This window comes from Candidatus Pseudothioglobus sp. Uisw_041 (assembly GCF_048087625.1).
In the GTDB taxonomy this organism is placed as follows: Bacteria; Pseudomonadota; Gammaproteobacteria; order PS1; family Pseudothioglobaceae; genus Pseudothioglobus.
This window is the reverse complement of record NZ_CP159805.1, coordinates 938,903-955,453: the sequence shown is the minus strand read 5'-3', so window position 1 is coordinate 955,453 and position 16,551 is coordinate 938,903. Positions and strand designations below refer to the sequence as shown.

The window sequence follows — 16,551 nt, the reverse complement described above, 5'->3', positions numbered from 1 at the left end:
CTTTGCCTAATGAAGAGTATAAGGTTCACTTAATGTAAACTCTGGAATGACCGCGTCAAATCTTTGTCCTTGATCACTAATCATCCCATAAGAGCCTTTCATGGTTCCCGTTTCAGTACTAATTACTGCACCAGAGCTGTACTTAAAGCTTTCACCAGGAGAAAGGTGGGGTTGTTGCCCAATTACACCTTCACCAATAACCTCTTCAGTTTCTCCAAATTCATCTTGTATTAGCCAGCGTCTTGTTCTTAGTTGTACTCCAGTTTCTCCGTTATTCTTAATGGTAATGGTGTAAGCATAAGCATATTGACTATTCACTAGATTTGATTGCTCTGGTAGGTAAGTTACCTCTACATTTATTTCAATTTTGTTTTTCATAGTCTTTCATTAAGGTTGCAAAGTTTTCAGTGCTAAGCATTTCAGCTCTTTGTGATAAGTCAATTTCAGTTTGTGATTGATTTAATACAGATTTTAAACAGTTTTTTAGTGTTTTTCTTCGCTGAGAGAAGGCAAGTTTTACTATTTCCTCTAAGGGTTTTGAGTTTTTAACTAGTGGCCGCTCTTTAGTTTTCAGATAAAGTATAGCAGATTCAATTTTTGGCTGAGGCTCGAAAGATTCTTTTGGAACAATAAACATTAACTCAACTTCATAAAAAGCTTGCATCATAACGCTAAGACGTCCATAAGTCTTATTTCCTGGAGGAGCAACTATTCTATCAACCACTTCTTTTTGAAGCATAAAAGTCATATCGACAATTTGATCTCTATAGTCAAGAAGATGAAACAATAAAGGGGAAGAGATATTATATGGGAGATTTCCAATCACCCTAATTTTATTAGGAATTTGACTGAAATCAAATGTTAATGCATCTGACTGGAAGATGGTTAGTTTTTCTTGTCCCTCTAATTCAAGCATAGAAACTAAATCTCGATCAATTTCAATAACACTTAGATGATCTAAATGTTCAAGTAATGGAAAAGTAATCGCTCCTTTTCCCGGGCCAATTTCTACAATACTGTCATCATTTTTTGGAGATATTGTTGAAATAATTTGGTTGATAATTTGATAATCAACTAAAAAGTTTTGTCCAAATCTTTTTCTAGGCTGGTGTCGCATTATTAGTTAAAGTCTTAAAGTAGGATAGAGCTGTATTAAAGCTACCTAGACTAATATTACCAGTACCTGCTAAATCTAAAGCGGTGCCGTGATCAACAGAAGTACGAATAAAAGGGAGACCTAAAGTTATATTAGCTGCATTTTTAAAACCTTTTGCTTTTAATACAGGCAAACCCTGATCATGATACATTGCTAAAACTACATCAATATTTTTTAATGAGTCTGGAGTAAAGGCAGTATCTGCTGGAACTGGTCCAATTAGATTAATACCACTCTTCTTAAGTGATTTTAAAGCAGGAATGATAGTTATTAACTCTTCATCCCCAAGATATCCATTTTCACCTGCATGTGGGTTAAGACCGCATACAAGAATTGACGGGTCTTCGACTCCTAAGTATTTAAAATCATTATTAATTATGGTAATAACCTTTATAAGAGATTCTGTTGTAATATTTTTAGATACGTCTTTTAAGGCAAGATGAGTAGTAGCAAAGGCAACTTTAAGTTGATCTGTTGCAAGAAGCATTACAGTTTTAGGGGTTTGAGTTAAGTCAGCAAGATACTCAGTGTGACCAATAAACTCAATTCCCGATTGATTAATGACAGCCTTATTGATAGGGCCAGTCAACATGCCGCCACAATTCTTATTAACACAATCATTAGTTGCAAGCCTAATCAAAGATAGTACGTAATCTGAATTATCAGGGTTTAACTTCCCTGGCTCAACTCTTGACTTTGTTTTTATTGGATAAATACTTAATTCATTTGCTTTTCTTGTTTTATGTTCCTTCAAGGAGATAGGTAAATTAAGAAGTTTTGCTCGATTGATTAATACATCAGGGTCACCATAAACCAGGAGATCTTCATTCCTTTCTTTTTGAGCGTATATGAGAGCTATATCAGGACCAATTCCAGAGGGCTCGCCAGAAGTAAATGCAATAGACATAATTAAGCTAGTTTAATTTAGCTGAAGTAAATACAGTAAGGGTTGCTACTGAGCCAGATAGAATCATTCCCCATAGAATATCTGCGACCACTAGTTTGAGGCTAAAGATATTCATAGTTGCGTAAACAGTAAGATCGTAAGTTCCATAAGTTACTAGCCCATAAAAAGCACCAATCATAAAAACATTTAAAAGTGTATTACTAAGATTGGGATTAATAACAAAGAAAATTAAGCCTAATAAGAAGATTATATAAAACATGATTGCAGGAGCAACTTTAAGCTCCATAAGAGATGCAACCTCTTGTTTGTACATTGGCGTTGCAATAAAATATATCCAGAACACATCAATGATGCAGAAAAATGCTAGAGCTATAAAGAATGTTTTAATCATATTATTATTATACTTTTTATCAAATTAAATAGTTATAAGAATCAATGAATGAGTGCTTAAATTTACAAGTTTTTATGAAACAAGCTCGCCTTTTGCTTGAAGGTCTGCGTGGTAAGAGGACCTAACCATAGGGCCGCTTGCAACTTGATTAAAGCCAAGGTCATCTGCTATTTTTTTATATTTTTTAAACTGTTCAGGCGTAATATATTCCTCAACTGCAAGGTGGTGCTTGCTTGGCTGAAGATATTGACCTAACGTTAACATATCAACATCATGAGATCTTAGGTCCATTAGAACATCAATCACTTGCCTTTCAGTTTCACCTACACCAAGCATAAGGCCTGATTTTGTTTTAACATAAGGATGTTTTTCTTTAAAGCTTTTAAGGAGGTCGAGTGACTGTTCATAGTCTGAGCCAGGACGGACTTTGGGATAAAGGCTGGGCACCGTTTCCAAGTTATGATTAAAAACATCAGGCGGACAGTCTGTGAAAATATCCAGAGCTTTTTCAACCCTTCCTCTAAAATCAGGCGTTAAAATTTCAATTTTTACTTGAGGAGTTTTACTTCTAATAGCATCTATACACTCTTTGAAGTGACCAGCACCTCCATCCCTTAAGTCATCTCGATCAACCGAGGTAATAACAACATACTTTAGTGACATTTTAGAAATAGTTTCGGCTAAATGAAGCGGCTCATTTGTATCTAAAGCTTTTGGCCTCCCATGAGCAACATCACAAAAAGGGCATCTTCTAGTACATATTTGACCCATAATCATAAATGTAGCGGTGCCATGGTTAAAGCATTCACTAAGGTTGGGACATTGAGCCTCCTCACAAACTGTAAATAACTCTTGACTCCGTAATGTTTTTTTAAGTTCATTAACTTTTTTGGAGCCCGAGTGCCTGATTCTTATCCAGCTTGGTTTTTTTAATGGCTTTCTCTCGGAATCGGGCTTAATCTTAAGTCTGCTAATTTTAGATTCACCTTTAAGTGCTTTAATTTCAAGTTCTTGTGACATAGTTCTTTAGATAATTAGATAAGTTTAGTTTGATGTCGTAAATATTGAGTGCATTATCCGTTAGATTGGACATTTGGGTAACATTTAAATCACTATAACCGCAAGGGTTAATTAGCTTATAAGGCGCGAGATCCATATCAATATTTAGGCTTAAGCCGTGATAAGTTCTACCTTGTTTAACTTTGAGGCCTAGTGCTGCAATTTTTGAGCCATCAACATAAACTCCAGGTGCTCCTGAAACTTTATGAGCCTCAATGGAATAATCAGCTAATAAGTCTATTATCGATTGTTCAATAAGAGATACCATTTTTTTAATTCCAATTCCTAGTCTCTTGATGTCAATTAGGCAGTAAATTATTAATTGACCAGGACCGTGATAGGTTATTTGACCGCCTCTATCAGACTGCACTACTAGTATCTCAGTTTCTTTGAGAAGATGCTCTGGTTTTCCAGACAATCCTTGAGTGAATACGCTATTATGTTCTAGTAGCCATAATTCATCGGGAGTTTCGATATTCCTAGATTCGGTAAAAGATTTCATTTCATCCCATGTTTGGATGTAATCTGTAAAACCTTTATCTCGTATTTCAAACATCAGATTTTATAAAAGATAGGAAACCAAAGGGGAAGCTTGTAATTCATGATTGATAGCATCAAGTTGCTTTCTACTTGTTGCAATAATCCTTACAGTTATTGAAACATATTTCCCCTTAGAGCTTTTTTTGGTAGTAATTTGATTGTCATGAAGCTGTCCGATATGGCTTTCAACTATAGCGCAAATAGTTTGCTTTAGGTCAGGCTGATTTAACCCAAAAATCTTAATAGGGTAGTCACAGGGGAATTTAAAAATATCATCATTATTTTTACTCACAAATGAAATTTTACCCATTAAAGTTACTCGTACTTAATTGTTAAGAATAAAATATAATTCTAATATTAAAAATAACAAGAGGCTTGAAATGATAGATGACTTAAATCCCAAAGAATTTCAAAATTATCTGAGTAATAATGACACTGTTCTTATTGATGTTAGAGAAAAATGGGAGTTGGATTTGTGCAAGATTGAGGGAGCAATTCACTGCCCCATGAGTACTATTGCTGAGTCATTTTCTGATCTTAATCCTGATGACACTATTGCAGTTTATTGTCATCATGGAATGAGATCAATGCAGGTTGCAAACTTTCTGATTTCGAAAGACTTTCAATCTCTAATAAATCTTCAAGGTGGAATTGATGCATGGTCTAGAGAAATTGACCCTTCAGTTGATAGATATTAGGGACTTATTCCAAGTTATTAGTAATTAACTATCTATAATTTATTTATTCCTTAATACAGCAAAAATTATGAATCAAATTGAACAAATGTTTACCCTTCAAAAGCAATTAAATGATGAGACAAATGGTGAGATATGGCTAACTGGGGTTACTCGAGAGAATAGAGAAATTTCATGGTATCGAGGAATTTATATGGAGGTAGCAGAGGCAATTGACTCTTTTAATTGGAAACACTGGAAAAATATTGATGACCAGCCAGACTGGGACAATATTAGAGTCGAGTTAGTTGATATTTGGCATTTTGTAATGTCTGAATCTATACGTATTAGTGATCAAGAGTATGCAAACAAATTTTTAATGCTTGAGCCTAAGGGTAGTTTTGATGTTGATATTTTGGTTGACTCTTTAGAAGAAATGTTGAGCTTATCTGTGGCTTCAAGTATTCAGTCAGAGACTAATAATATCCGTAAGATTACCGACTTATTTTTTACAATAATTTCCCATTTAGATATTGATATTGAGAATTTATACAAGCGTTATGTTGTTAAAAATCAACTGAATACTTTTAGGCAGCAAAATGGCTACAAAGATGGTTCATATATAAAAAATTGGGATGGTGTTGAAGATAATGTTGTTGCATTTGAAATTATGGATTCAAACCCATCAATTACGCCGTCTGATCTTTATAAAAAGTTAGATTCAAAATATTCTTTAATCAAACAAATATGAAAACTAATTCATCTTCAGTTAGGCTTACTGAATTCAGTCATGGCGCTGGTTGTGGCTGTAAAATTTCACCTAAGCTTCTTAAAGAAATTATAGGTACAAATATTAGTAGCTTTGTAGATCCAGGCTTATTAGTAGGTAATGAGTCGAGTGATGATGCTGCAGTCTATGACTTAGGTGATGGAAGGGCGCTTATTAGTACCACAGACTTTTTTATGCCAATTGTAGATGATCCTTTTGACTTTGGAATGATTGCTGGAAGCAATGCTTTAAGTGATGTCTATGCAATGGGTGGTAGGCCACTAATGGCAATAGCAATATTTGGCTGGCCTATTAATAAACTCTCTGCAGATATTGGTGCAAGGGTCATAGAAGGTGGCCGTGAAATTTGTAGCCGCGCGGGAATTACATTGGCAGGTGGTCATAGTATTGACTCTCCTGAACCAATATTTGGCCTCTCTGTTTCTGGAATTGTTGATATTGATAAGCTTAAAAAAAATACAAGTGCACAAGCTGGTGATACTATTTTTTTAACAAAACCTCTAGGAATTGGAGTTTTATCAACGGCGCAAAAAAAGAAAGTAGTAAGCTCAGATGATCACATTATGGCTGTAAAGCAAATGTGCGCACTAAATGACATTGGCTCTAAAGTAGCTAAAATTTCAGGTGTTAATGCAGTGACTGATGTTACTGGTTTTGGTTTAGCAGGGCATTTGCTAGAGGTTTGCAGAGGCAGTAATGTTTCTGCAGAAATATATTTTGATAAATTACCATTATTACCAAATATTTTAAAATATATTGATGGGGGATGCGTTCCAGGAGGCACTGAGAGAAATTTTGATAGTTATGGAGAATCTATTTGTAAACTCTCTGATTTGGAGAAATCAATTATTTGTGACCCGCAAACCAGTGGAGGTCTATTGATTACAGTTTCAAAAGAAGCCATGTCAGAATTTAATAAGCTACTAGCTTCTAACAATATGAATATTAATCCAATAGGAAAAATTATTAAAACAAGTGTTAATTCTGAATCTATTTTCTTAAGATGAGCAGCCTCGAAGTAATTAATAATTTTTCGCAAATTTTTAAAGATAACAAGCCCTTACTCGACATCAGAGCCCCCATTGAATTTGCTGAGGGGTCTTTTCCAGGCGCTTTAAATCTTCCTCTGATGACTAATGAAGAAAGACATCAAATTGGTATTTGCTATAAAGATAAAGGCCAAGAGTCTGCAATTAAACTCGGACATGAGCTTGTAAAAGGGTCATTAAAAGATCAAAGAATAGGCAATTGGCTTGATTTTGCTAATAAACATCCAACAGGTGCACTTTTTTGTTTTAGAGGGGGATTGCGCTCTAAAATAGCTCAAGAGTGGATTTATGAACAATCAGGAATTTCATTTCCTCGAATAAAAGGAGGCTATAAAGCGATCAGGTCATTTCTTACGGATGAGATGAGTCGAATTATAAATGAAAAGAAGCTCTTAGTTTTAGGAGGCCAAACGGGTTGTGGTAAAACATTGTTATTAAATGAGCTTGATAACAGTATAGACCTTGAAGGATTTGCGAATCATAGGGGCTCTGCTTTTGGTAATGACGTAACTCCGCAGCCCAGACAAATTGACTTTGAAAACCAGCTGACTGTAGAGTTAATTAAGAAGGAAATTTATAATGTATTTTTAATAGAAGATGAGGGTAATAATATTGGCATGATACACATGCCAGATGCTATAAAAATTAAAGCACGTCAGTCTGATATTATTATCTTAAATGCAAGTCTTGAAGAGAGATTAAGTATTAGTTTAAAATCTTATGTCATTGATATGGCTCAAAAATTTATAGCTTTACATGGTGATTTTGGTTTTGAGCTGTATTCAAATTATTGGCTAAATTCTCTCTCCAAAATTCAAAAAAGATTAGGTGGAGATAGATATAAAATTCTTTTGAAGCAATTAAATTTAGCGCTAATTAATCATCAAATAAATGAAGATTTAAATGACTATTTACCTCTTATTGAGTCGCTTTTAGTTGATTACTATGACCCAATGTATAACTATCAAATTGAACAGAAAAAACAAAGAATCATTTTTCGAGGCAATTATGAAGAAGTCTCTAGTTATCTTAAAGAAAGTTAAGATTTAGAGGTAATTTTTATATCAGTTATTGGTCTTGATCGACATGCAAGGATTTCTCCTGGGGATAATGGAACAAGGCAGTCTTTATGAATGACATCACCCTTTACAAGTCTTAATATGCAGCTTCCGCAGTGACCTTGTCTGCAATTAAAATTTATTAAAACGTTGTTAGTTTCAAGCTCAGTTAATATTGATTCATCACCATATACATAGAGTGACTCTGTTTTTCCATTTATATTATCAACATCAATTTTAAACATTTAATGGGTAACATTTAGAGCTTAAAATCATCAAAATCTTGATCTTCTGCATCAATTGTGTTGTCAATAGCACTAACCAAATATGAGGTAATTTCAGTTTCTTGAGGAGCAACTTGAACATTGTCTGAATCTAACCAATGGTTGAGCCATGGAAGGGGGTTCGTTGTTTGCTCAAAGATAGGCTGCATATTTAATGCTGCCATACGATTATTAGTAATATATTCAAGATATTGTTTAAGGATTTCGGCATTAAGACCAATCATTGAGCCATCACGAAATAAGTATTCTGCCCACTCTTTTTCTTGGTTTGCGCCATCTTTAAACATCTCAATGACTTCTGCTTCGCACTCAATAGCAATTGCTTGCATATCTGGATCATCTTTACCGTCACGCATTAAATTTAACATATGCTGAGTTCCAGTAAGATGAAGCGCTTCATCACGGGCAATTAGTTTGATAATTTTAGCATTACCCTCCATTACCTTTCTTTCTGCAAAAGCAAAAGAGCACGCAAAACTTACATAAAAACGAATCGCTTCTAAAATATTAACTGACATAATAGTTAAATAAACTAGGCGTTTAAGTGAGTATAAGTTGATATTAATTGACTCGCCATTAATTAGGTGCTCACCCTCACCATGAAGTAAGTAAGCTTGAGTATGCTTAATTAACTTGTCATAGTACTTAGAGACACTGGTTGCTCTCTGGATAATTTCGTCTGTCTTCATTATTTCATCAAAAACAACACCAGGTTCATTCATAATTGCTCTAATAATATGAGTATAAGAGCGAGAATGAATCGTTTCAGAGAATGCCCAGGTTTCAATCCAATTCTCTAGCTCGGGCAGTGAGACAATTGGCAAGAAGGCTATATTAGGTGAGCGTCCTTGAACCGAATCTAGCAAGATTTGGTACTGAAGATTGGAAATAAAAATGTGTTTTTCATTGGGCAATAACTTACTAAAGTCAATTTTATCCTTTGAGACATCTATTTCTTCAGGGCGCCAAAAGAAAGAAAGTTGTTTTTCAGTTAGCTTTTCAAATATTTCAAATTTTTGTTGATCAAATCGGGCGACATTAACAGAATCCCCAAAGAACATTGGCTCTTTTAAGGTGTCATTTATTTCTTGATTAAAAATACTATAAGACATAATTATATTTTAGAGTTTGCAAACACCATCTTCACAATCATCATCTCCTTGTTTAGTGTTATTTTGGTCATCACCAGAGCCATCTCTTGTCGTATGGTAATAAAGCGTTTTAATTCCATACTTATAAGCTTTAAGTAAGTCCATTAAAAATAACTTCATAGGAACTCTACTTCCTTCGAATTGAGAAGGGTCATAATGGGTATTTGTTGAGATTGATTGATCCACGAATTTTTGCATAATCGCACATAACTGAAGATAACCTTCGTTATCCTTTATATCCCAAAGAAGCTCATATTTTTTATGAAGTTTTTCATATTCAGGAACAACTTGTTTTAATATTCCATCTTTTGATTGTTTTACTGATATAAAGCCTCTAGGAGGCTCAATTCCGTTCGTTGAATTCGAGATTTGAGAAGAACTTTCACAAGGCATTAATGCTGTTAGAGTTGAGTTTCTTATACCTTTAGATTTAATATTTTTTCTAAGTGTATCCCAATCTAACTCTAGCTTTGTGGAGCAAAATGCATCAATATCTTTTTTGTAACTATCAATGGGCATTATGCCTTTTGCGTATTGAGTTTCAGAAAAAAGAGGGCAGGGACCAAGTTCTTCTGCAAGCTTATTTGAAGCTTTTAAAGAGTAGTATTGCAGTGCTTCAAAGGTCTTATGAATTAAGTCATTTCCTGAACCATCTGAATATTTGGCATCATTTTTAGCCAAGTAATACGCTAAGTTTGTTACTCCAATACCAAGTGTACGTCGGTTGTTACTAGCAATCTCAGCTGATTTGAGAGGATAGTCCTGATAATCTAGTAATGAATCTAAAGAGCGGACAATAATTTCAGTAATGTCTTCAAGCTCATCAAGGCTATCTAATGCGCCTAGATTAACTGCAGAAAGAGTACAAAGTGCAACCTCACCTTTTTCATCTTGGACTGAAAACAGGGGCTTCGTTGGAAGCGTGATCTCCATACAAAGGTTCGATTGTCTGATTGGAGCATACTCTGGGTTAAAAGCACCATGAGTATTACAATGATCAACATTTTGAAGGTAAATGCGACCAGTATTTGCCCTTTCTTTCATGAACATTGCAAATAAGTCACGCGCTTTAATGGTCTCCTTTCGGATTGAATCATCACTCTCGTATTTCTCATAGAGTTTTTTAAATTTTTTCTGATCAGCAAAAAAAGAGTCATATAAACCAGGAACATCATTTGGTGAGAATAGTGTGATATCAGAGTCTTTTAAAAAGCGCTCATACATTAATCCATTAAATTGAACACCATAATCAAGATGCCTAATTCTGTTTTCATCGGTACCAGTGTTATTTTTAAGCACTAATAGGCTTTCAACTTCAAGGTGCCATAGTGGATAAAATAAAGTTGCGGCACCACCTCTAACACCACCTTGGGAGCAGGATTTAACAGCAGTATGGAAGTGTTTAAAGAAAGGTATACATCCAGTATGAGTTGCTTCCCCGCCTCTAATTGGACTTCCAATAGCTCTAATTTTTCCAGCATTTATTCCAATTCCAGCACGCTGAGAAACGTATTTAACAATTGCACCAGACGCAGCACTAATTGAGTCTAAATCATCATCAGTTTCAATTAAAACGCAAGATGAAAATTGACGCGTTGGAGTTCTAACACCAGCCATAATCGGCGTAGGAAGAGAAATTTTAAAGTTAGATGAGGCATCATAAAAGCGCTTTACAATATCAATTCTTGCTTTACCTTTATACTCTTGGAATAAGCACATTCCAACGAGCATGTATAACATTTGCGGTGATTCATGAATATCACCAGTCACTCGATTTTGAACTAAATATTTACCTTCTAATTGCTTAACAGCAGCATAAGAAAACTTCATATCACGCCAGTGATCAATATAATTATTAAACTCTTCAAATTCAGACACGTTATATTTATCGAGAATATCTTTATCGTATATACCTAATTTAGTCAGTTTTGTAACATGATCAATTAGAGAGGGAGGCGTAAAAGATTTGTAAGCCTTTTTTCTCAAATGAAAAATTGCTAATCGAGCAGCTAAATATTGATAATCAGGAACGTCAGTAGAGATTAAGTCTGCTGCAGATTTAATAATTGTTTCATGGATATCTTCAGTACGGATACCATCAAAAAAGGCTAATTGAGCATTAATTTCAACTTGTGAAACAGAAATATTATCGAGGTCTTGAGATGCCCAATGAACAACACGGTGGATTTTTTCAAGGTCAATTGACTCTTTTGAGCCGTCTCTTTTAGTAACTAATATTTCTTGATCGACTGCATTGTCTTTTACAGCCTGTATTTCTTGACTCAAACCCTACTCCTGAAAGATGTACTACATTTAGTGCTTACGGAGATAAATATACACTAAATATAGAATATAAATAATATAGATATAAGATTATTAAATGGATTTAGGATAAAAAAGGGCTAAGTAATTGAAAGAAAGGGAGAAATTTCACTATAAAATAATAAAAAAAATAAATATTAAGATTTAAATCTTGATACAAAAATTCCAGAGATAATTAGAACTAATGCCAATAAATTACTTAAAAGAATATCTTCACCAAGTAGCAATGCTCCAAGGAAAAAAGCAACAACAGGGATTAAATAATTAATATTAGAAAGAAATGTTGCACCAGCAGAGTTGATAATAATAAAATAAACGAGAGCTGCAAGACCAGTGGGTAGTATTCCAAGAAGAATAAGACTGGCACCACTCAATAATGGAACACCAGAAAAATCAATAAAAAATACACCTGGCCATATGAAAAATGAAAGCGTGCTAGCAATTAATAATACACATGCACTGGATACAATAGGGTCATAAGAGGGAAGCCGAGAAGCAATTATAGTATTAACTCCATATGCACATGCAGCAGATAATACTAGTAAGATTCCAATCAATGTATTAGAGCCATCTCTAAGTGAAGGACTTAATATAAATAACACACCAGATATTCCAATAACAAATCCAAATGCCTTATATCTATTTAGTTTATCGTTAGGTAGAAAGAAATGCGCAAGAACAAGTGTAACTAACGGCATTATAGCCATCAACAATCCAGCCATCCCAGAAGTAATTGTTACTTGTCCCTTAGCAATTAGAAGGTAAGGCAAAATATTACCAATTACAGCATAAACAATAAAATGAAGCCAAGGCGTAATAGATCTAGGAAATTTCTTTCCATAAAAAAAGGCAACTAACATCATAGTAATCGCACCAATAAATAATCTATAGCCAACGACTTGCTCAGGAGAAAAAAATACTAGTGAGCGATCAATTAGAAGAAATGATGATCCCCACATTAGCACGAGTAATCCTAAAAGTGAATAATTTCTTTTGTTTACGGACATATCAAAGATAAAGGGACCAAGAAAAAAAAATGTGAAAAACCTGAAATAGCAGGGGGACTAAGATTGTTATTATCCACAGTAACTCTATTTAGGGTAATTTATGTTTAATATTAGTTATTTAACATAATATAAATTATACGAAGTTAAATGGAACTTAAGTTAGGAAAAATGACTAAATAATGGTAAATATTGAATTAAACATATAAAAATCAAAGAGTTATATACTGGACTCGAAATTTGCCCATATACGGCATATCTATCACTTATACAGTAACTTATCTAGAAAAATAGTGAAAGTCTATAATATAGAAGGTATGGGATTAGGGGGTAAAAATATCGCAAATTAAGTAACCAGGCTACTCAAAAGGTTGAAAATCTATTATTCCTTTGTTCTTTTTTTAACAAACTTACCTGTAAGTCTGTATTTTTGACTAGGACTTTTAGGACTATCTGGAATTGTTAGTTCTAGGAAGTTTTGATCAAGAAGTGGATTAATGATTGCTGTTTTAAACTTTGATTTATTTGATCTCTTTAATATTTTCATCAAGTCTAATGCACTGCTTTCTATTTTACATTTTTTTAGAATTTGCAGATGGTCCCTACTTAGTCCCTTCTTAGTCCCTATTATCTCATTATTGCTTTCAGAGCTATATAAAAACGATAATTGCTCAACCTCCTCACCAATTTTTTTGTTTCTCTTTATATCCTTAGTCCAGTCCACAGTTTGCGTAATTTCTGAGGCCTCGGGCAATTGTTCTTTTTTTAGGAAACCAAACATTTATCAATTAGTAAGTTAGTTAATTAATAGTCTTCTTAGTCGAATTATATAACTAGAAGGTTGCGCGTGTGTTGCTTTATTCTTAATTAGGGCTCATTAAATCTGTTAACTAGCCTTTTAATTCTAATATTAATGAGTTAGTATTTGATCTAAAAATAGCTGTAATCTATCAGATTCTGCATTATTAAAGAAGTTTTCAGGATCGTTTTCTTCGACTATTTGACCATCATCCATAAAGATAATTCTATTTGCAACTTTGCGTGCAAAGCCCATTTCATGGGTTACACAGATCATAGTAATGCCCTCTTTAGCTAGTTCAACCATTACGTCTAAGACTTCAGAGATCATTTCCGGATCTAGAGCCGATGTTGGCTCATCAAATAGCATTATTTTTGGTGAAGTGCATAAAGACCTTGCAATAGCAACACGCTGTTGCTGTCCACCACTAAGTTGATTTGGATACTTTTCAGCTTGGTCCCTTATCCCTACTCGATCCAGTAATTTAAGCGCTTTATCTCTCGCCTCTTGCTTTGTTTCATTGTGGACCCATATTGGTGCAAGTGTTAGGTTATCAACAATTGTTAAGTGTGGGAATAGATTGAAGTGCTGAAACACCATTGCCACTTCACTTCTAATTTTTCTAATTTTTTGCGCATCATCAGTAAGCTCAGTTCCTGAGACCAGGATGCTTCCTTCTTGAAATTTTTCAAGAAAGTTCACACATCTTATTAGTGTTGACTTCCCACTGCCTGATGGGCCACATACCACTATTATTTCACCTTCTTTTACATTTAAATCAATATTTTTTAGTGCATGGAAGTCACCATACCACTTATTTAATTTTGATATTTCTATGATGTTTTCTTTTTTAGTTTTAGTTTTGTCAGTACTCATCTTTGTTAGCCTTTTTAATTTGTATTTTCAGTATTGAAGCGTAGCTCTAGTTTTCTTGAATAGCGAGACATGGTATATAGTATAGCCCACATAACAATTGTAACGAAAACAAAGCCCTCTGTCTCCCTTCCAAGCCAGTAAGGATCATTACTTGTTAGGTTGACCATTGCTAGCATATCAAATAGCCCTATTATAAGAACAAGTGTCGTATCTTTAAATAGTGATATTGAAGATCCTACTATATTAGGTATTGAGATTTTTAATGCTTGCGGCAAGATAATTAATAGATTTTTTTGAAAATAGCTTAGTCCAATTGCGTCAGCAGCTTCATATTGCCCTCTTGGGATAGCTTGAAGCCCTCCTCTTACAACCTCTGCAAAATATGCAGCTTGGAATAAAGCAATACCTATAAGAGCTCTTAAAAGCTTATCAAAATAGTTCCCTGATTCTAAAAACAATGGAAGTACAAAAGAAGCCATAAAGAGAATCGTTATTAAAGGAACTGCACGTATAAATTCAATAAAAAGTGTGCAAAATAGCTTTATTACTTTTAGGTCTGACTGCCTTCCAAGTGCAAGCAATACACCTATTGGAAATGAAACAAGGATACCAACTGATGCGATAATTAGAGTCAATAATAGCCCACCCCATTGATCAGTAGATACATTTGGTAAAAATTCATATCCAATAACATTAATGTTCCAAGCTAGTTGTTCAAAATAACTACCTGAGGCTAATGGACTATCTGCTAGTTTTGGCTCATTAAACATCCCAGCAATTAAAATATATGAAACAATTGGATAAAGAATAATTAACGATAATGTAACTCTATTCTTATGCTTATAGTGCTTTACTAATGGCACGATAACAAAAAGAAGTGCTGTTAATCCAAATACAATATTAGGTCTCCATGTTTCTGTACGAGGATAGAAGCCATAGGTATACATATATAGTTTTTCATAGATATAAGGCCAGCATGCTCCTTCACGACCACAGTTCTGATTTGTTGCCATGGCTTCACTAAACTTGATATCAAAACCAAAAAGGTTTACAGTGCCAAAGCTAAAACTTGCATTAAATATCATCCAATCCATTAAGGGGGGAATCATGATATATAGCAAATAGAGTGAGGCAAGTGTAAGGGCGCTATTAATCCAAGATGAGAAAAGGTTAGTCCTAAGCCATAAAACCGCCCCAATTTGAGAAATTGGTGGCTTCCTGGTTGATTGTTGATCAAATACTGACATAACTATCTTCCTTGGATTTCCATTTTTTTATTGACATAATTAAGCAATAAAGAAATAAACAGCGAAATTACAAGATAAACCAACATCGCCATAGCTAGAATTTCAACTGCTTGACCAACCTGGTTTAGGACGGTGCCTCCAAATGTACTCATTAATTCTGGGTAGCCAATTACTGTGGCTAATGAAGAGTTCTTTGTTAAATTTAGGTATTGATTGATGGTGGGTGGAATTGCCACTCTTAATGCTTGCGGCAAAACAATCAGCTTAAGAGACTGAACTGGCGACAAACCTATTGCAGCAGCAGCCTCTTTTTGGCCTTTGTCAACTGCCTCTATTCCGGATCTTATTGCTTCAGCAATATAAGTTGCAGTGTAGACACTCAATGCAAAAGTTAATGCTAAAAATTCTGGAACAACAGCCATGCCGCCTTTCAGATTAAATTTTCCTAGAACTGCATAATCAAATTGAAGTGGTGAGCCGACTAAAAAGTAAACTATTACTGGTAAGCCGACTATTAAACCAAGTGTGTACATCCAAGTACTGGTGTGTGTTCCTGTGAGCTCATGTCTCTTCTTATAAAATTTTTTAATAAGATAAGCAGCAATGATTCCAATAATGAATGCTAAGGCAACAAATATAAAGCCATCTTCGGCAATTGGTTTTGGAAGGTATAAGCCTCGCTGATTCAAGAAGGCAATATCAAAAAATGCCAAGCTTTGTTTAGGGTGAGGGAAAACATTAATAAATAGGTTGTACCAAAAAAGAATTTGTAACAGAATAGGTATATTTCTAAAGAGCTCAATATAGCCCCCTGCAAGTTTTGCAATTAGATAGTTATTAGAAAGCCTTGCAATACCAATTAGCAGCCCAATTAGTGTAGATAGAATTATGCCAATAAAGGCAACAACTAGGGTATTTACAAGTCCTACATAAAAAACAGTTAAATTTGAAGATTCTGGGGTGTAGTCAACTACAATATTACCAAGGAAAGGTAAGATATCAAAACCCGCCCTATTATTAAGAAAAGAAAACCCTGTTTGTATTCCTCTCGCTTCAATATTTTGAAAGAGGTTTCCTATTGCCGTGTAAAAGAGTCCTACTACTAAAACAAATGTAATTACCTGGAAGAAAAAAGCTCTTGCCTCATTGTTATAAAGTAAATCACGGAAGTTTGACCCTCTATGTTTTGATTTACCAAGGGAGTCGAGAATAAGTTTTTTCATATAGAGCAATAAATATTAATT

The 16,551-nt window shown here is 34.4% G+C and carries 19 protein-coding genes; 4 read left to right on the top strand and 15 right to left on the bottom strand.

All coding sequences use genetic code 11. The features are described from left to right. Window positions 1-6 precede the first annotated feature (6 nt). The 7 genes from apaG to ABXT44_RS04820 all read right to left on the bottom strand — a co-directional run bounded on the left by apaG (window position 7) and on the right by ABXT44_RS04820 (window position 4,363). Entirely contained in the window at window positions 7-378 is a 372-nt protein-coding gene (apaG, locus tag ABXT44_RS04850) for a Co2+/Mg2+ efflux protein ApaG (RefSeq protein ID WP_416686145.1), read from the bottom strand. Continuing rightward, on the bottom strand, window positions 362-1,117 hold the full coding sequence (rsmA, locus tag ABXT44_RS04845; protein WP_416686144.1) for a 16S rRNA (adenine(1518)-N(6)/adenine(1519)-N(6))-dimethyltransferase RsmA: 756 nt from the start codon (window positions 1,115-1,117) through the stop codon (window positions 362-364). The genes apaG and rsmA overlap by 17 nt, the downstream gene beginning before the upstream one ends. After that, window positions 1,101-2,063, bottom strand: coding sequence for a 4-hydroxythreonine-4-phosphate dehydrogenase PdxA (pdxA, locus tag ABXT44_RS04840; RefSeq protein ID WP_416686143.1), 963 nt, complete (start codon window positions 2,061-2,063; stop codon window positions 1,101-1,103). The genes rsmA and pdxA overlap by 17 nt, the downstream gene beginning before the upstream one ends. A 7-nt stretch (window positions 2,064-2,070) precedes the next feature. After that, window positions 2,071-2,454, bottom strand: coding sequence for a DUF2177 family protein (locus tag ABXT44_RS04835; RefSeq protein WP_416686142.1), 384 nt, complete (start codon window positions 2,452-2,454; stop codon window positions 2,071-2,073). A 72-nt stretch (window positions 2,455-2,526) separates the two neighbouring features. Further along, a complete protein-coding gene (gene lipA, locus ABXT44_RS04830; RefSeq protein ID WP_416686141.1) occupies window positions 2,527-3,474 on the bottom strand; it encodes a lipoyl synthase in 948 nt (315 codons plus the stop codon). Continuing rightward, window positions 3,458-4,069 (bottom strand): lipoyl(octanoyl) transferase LipB, encoded by a 612-nt coding sequence (gene lipB / locus ABXT44_RS04825; RefSeq protein WP_416686140.1) that lies wholly within the window; start codon window positions 4,067-4,069, stop codon window positions 3,458-3,460. The genes lipA and lipB overlap by 17 nt, the downstream gene beginning before the upstream one ends. A 6-nt stretch (window positions 4,070-4,075) precedes the next feature. Beyond that, a complete protein-coding gene (locus ABXT44_RS04820) occupies window positions 4,076-4,363 on the bottom strand; it encodes a YbeD family protein (RefSeq protein ID WP_416686139.1) in 288 nt (95 codons plus the stop codon). A gap of 70 nt (window positions 4,364-4,433) precedes the next feature. On the opposite strand from ABXT44_RS04820, the gene ABXT44_RS04815 reads away from it, so the two are divergent. From ABXT44_RS04815 to mnmH, 4 genes are all read left to right on the top strand, one after another. Next, entirely contained in the window at window positions 4,434-4,751 is a 318-nt protein-coding gene (locus tag ABXT44_RS04815) for a rhodanese-like domain-containing protein (protein WP_416686138.1), read from the top strand. 67 nt (window positions 4,752-4,818) lie between these two features. Next, entirely contained in the window at window positions 4,819-5,478 is a 660-nt protein-coding gene (locus ABXT44_RS04810) for a dUTP diphosphatase (RefSeq protein WP_416686137.1), read from the top strand. Next, window positions 5,475-6,524, top strand: a complete 1,050-nt coding sequence (gene selD / locus ABXT44_RS04805; RefSeq protein ID WP_416686136.1) for a selenide, water dikinase SelD — start codon at window positions 5,475-5,477, stop codon at window positions 6,522-6,524. Before ABXT44_RS04810 ends, selD begins: the two co-directional genes overlap by 4 nt. Then, window positions 6,521-7,609, top strand: coding sequence for a tRNA 2-selenouridine(34) synthase MnmH (gene mnmH, locus ABXT44_RS04800; protein WP_416686135.1), 1,089 nt, complete (start codon window positions 6,521-6,523; stop codon window positions 7,607-7,609). Before selD ends, mnmH begins: the two co-directional genes overlap by 4 nt. Here the strand turns inward: mnmH and ABXT44_RS04795 are convergent. The 8 genes from ABXT44_RS04795 to ABXT44_RS04760 all read right to left on the bottom strand — a co-directional run bounded on the left by ABXT44_RS04795 (window position 7,606) and on the right by ABXT44_RS04760 (window position 16,530). Beyond that, window positions 7,606-7,869 (bottom strand): 2Fe-2S iron-sulfur cluster-binding protein, encoded by a 264-nt coding sequence (locus ABXT44_RS04795; RefSeq protein ID WP_416650766.1) that lies wholly within the window; start codon window positions 7,867-7,869, stop codon window positions 7,606-7,608. The two genes, mnmH and ABXT44_RS04795, sit on opposite strands and share 4 nt — an antisense overlap. 14 nt (window positions 7,870-7,883) lie before the next feature. Next, window positions 7,884-9,020: a class Ia ribonucleoside-diphosphate reductase subunit beta gene (gene nrdB, locus ABXT44_RS04790; protein WP_416650764.1), complete on the bottom strand. Its 1,137-nt coding sequence runs from the start codon at window positions 9,018-9,020 to the stop codon at window positions 7,884-7,886. Between the two features lie 9 nt (window positions 9,021-9,029). Continuing rightward, on the bottom strand, window positions 9,030-11,345 hold the full coding sequence (gene nrdA, locus ABXT44_RS04785; RefSeq protein WP_416686134.1) for a class 1a ribonucleoside-diphosphate reductase subunit alpha: 2,316 nt from the start codon (window positions 11,343-11,345) through the stop codon (window positions 9,030-9,032). A gap of 173 nt (window positions 11,346-11,518) precedes the next feature. Continuing rightward, window positions 11,519-12,388 carry a DMT family transporter gene (locus ABXT44_RS04780; protein WP_416686133.1) on the bottom strand — a complete coding sequence of 290 codons (870 nt, stop codon included), beginning with the start codon at window positions 12,386-12,388 and terminating at the stop codon, window positions 11,519-11,521. Between the two features lie 379 nt (window positions 12,389-12,767). Further along, the gene (locus ABXT44_RS04775) at window positions 12,768-13,166 is read right to left on the bottom strand and encodes a Fic family protein (protein ID WP_416686132.1); all 399 of its coding nucleotides are present in this window, start codon (window positions 13,164-13,166) and stop codon (window positions 12,768-12,770) included. Between the two features lie 129 nt (window positions 13,167-13,295). Further along, complete coding sequence (locus ABXT44_RS04770; protein WP_416686131.1) at window positions 13,296-14,060, bottom strand: amino acid ABC transporter ATP-binding protein; 765 nt, start codon at window positions 14,058-14,060, stop codon at window positions 13,296-13,298. A 14-nt stretch (window positions 14,061-14,074) separates the two neighbouring features. Next, window positions 14,075-15,307, bottom strand: coding sequence for an amino acid ABC transporter permease (locus ABXT44_RS04765; protein WP_416686130.1), 1,233 nt, complete (start codon window positions 15,305-15,307; stop codon window positions 14,075-14,077). 2 nt (window positions 15,308-15,309) lie between these two features. Then, a complete protein-coding gene (locus tag ABXT44_RS04760) occupies window positions 15,310-16,530 on the bottom strand; it encodes an amino acid ABC transporter permease (RefSeq protein ID WP_416686129.1) in 1,221 nt (406 codons plus the stop codon). Window positions 16,531-16,551 lie beyond the last annotated feature (21 nt).

What these genes read in the sequence shown, in the direction of transcription:
- apaG (WP_416686145.1), bottom strand. Translation starts at nt 378, where the DNA reads ATGAAAAACAAAATTGAAATAAATGTAGAGGTAACTTACCTACCAGAG.
- rsmA (WP_416686144.1), bottom strand. Translation starts at nt 1,117, where the DNA reads ATGCGACACCAGCCTAGAAAAAGATTTGGACAAAACTTTTTAGTTGAT.
- pdxA (WP_416686143.1), bottom strand. Translation starts at nt 2,063, where the DNA reads ATGTCTATTGCATTTACTTCTGGCGAGCCCTCTGGAATTGGTCCTGAT.
- ABXT44_RS04835 (WP_416686142.1), bottom strand. Translation starts at nt 2,454, where the DNA reads ATGATTAAAACATTCTTTATAGCTCTAGCATTTTTCTGCATCATTGAT.
- lipA (WP_416686141.1), bottom strand. Translation starts at nt 3,474, where the DNA reads ATGTCACAAGAACTTGAAATTAAAGCACTTAAAGGTGAATCTAAAATT.
- lipB (WP_416686140.1), bottom strand. Translation starts at nt 4,069, where the DNA reads ATGTTTGAAATACGAGATAAAGGTTTTACAGATTACATCCAAACATGG.
- ABXT44_RS04820 (WP_416686139.1), bottom strand. Translation starts at nt 4,363, where the DNA reads ATGGGTAAAATTTCATTTGTGAGTAAAAATAATGATGATATTTTTAAA.
- ABXT44_RS04815 (WP_416686138.1), top strand. Translation starts at nt 4,434, where the DNA reads ATGATAGATGACTTAAATCCCAAAGAATTTCAAAATTATCTGAGTAAT.
- ABXT44_RS04810 (WP_416686137.1), top strand. Translation starts at nt 4,819, where the DNA reads ATGAATCAAATTGAACAAATGTTTACCCTTCAAAAGCAATTAAATGAT.
- selD (WP_416686136.1), top strand. Translation starts at nt 5,475, where the DNA reads ATGAAAACTAATTCATCTTCAGTTAGGCTTACTGAATTCAGTCATGGC.
- mnmH (WP_416686135.1), top strand. Translation starts at nt 6,521, where the DNA reads ATGAGCAGCCTCGAAGTAATTAATAATTTTTCGCAAATTTTTAAAGAT.
- ABXT44_RS04795 (WP_416650766.1), bottom strand. Translation starts at nt 7,869, where the DNA reads ATGTTTAAAATTGATGTTGATAATATAAATGGAAAAACAGAGTCACTC.
- nrdB (WP_416650764.1), bottom strand. Translation starts at nt 9,020, where the DNA reads ATGTCTTATAGTATTTTTAATCAAGAAATAAATGACACCTTAAAAGAG.
- ABXT44_RS04780 (WP_416686133.1), bottom strand. Translation starts at nt 12,388, where the DNA reads ATGTCCGTAAACAAAAGAAATTATTCACTTTTAGGATTACTCGTGCTA.
- ABXT44_RS04775 (WP_416686132.1), bottom strand. Translation starts at nt 13,166, where the DNA reads ATGTTTGGTTTCCTAAAAAAAGAACAATTGCCCGAGGCCTCAGAAATT.
- ABXT44_RS04770 (WP_416686131.1), bottom strand. Translation starts at nt 14,060, where the DNA reads ATGAGTACTGACAAAACTAAAACTAAAAAAGAAAACATCATAGAAATA.
- ABXT44_RS04765 (WP_416686130.1), bottom strand. Translation starts at nt 15,307, where the DNA reads ATGTCAGTATTTGATCAACAATCAACCAGGAAGCCACCAATTTCTCAA.
- ABXT44_RS04760 (WP_416686129.1), bottom strand. Translation starts at nt 16,530, where the DNA reads ATGAAAAAACTTATTCTCGACTCCCTTGGTAAATCAAAACATAGAGGG.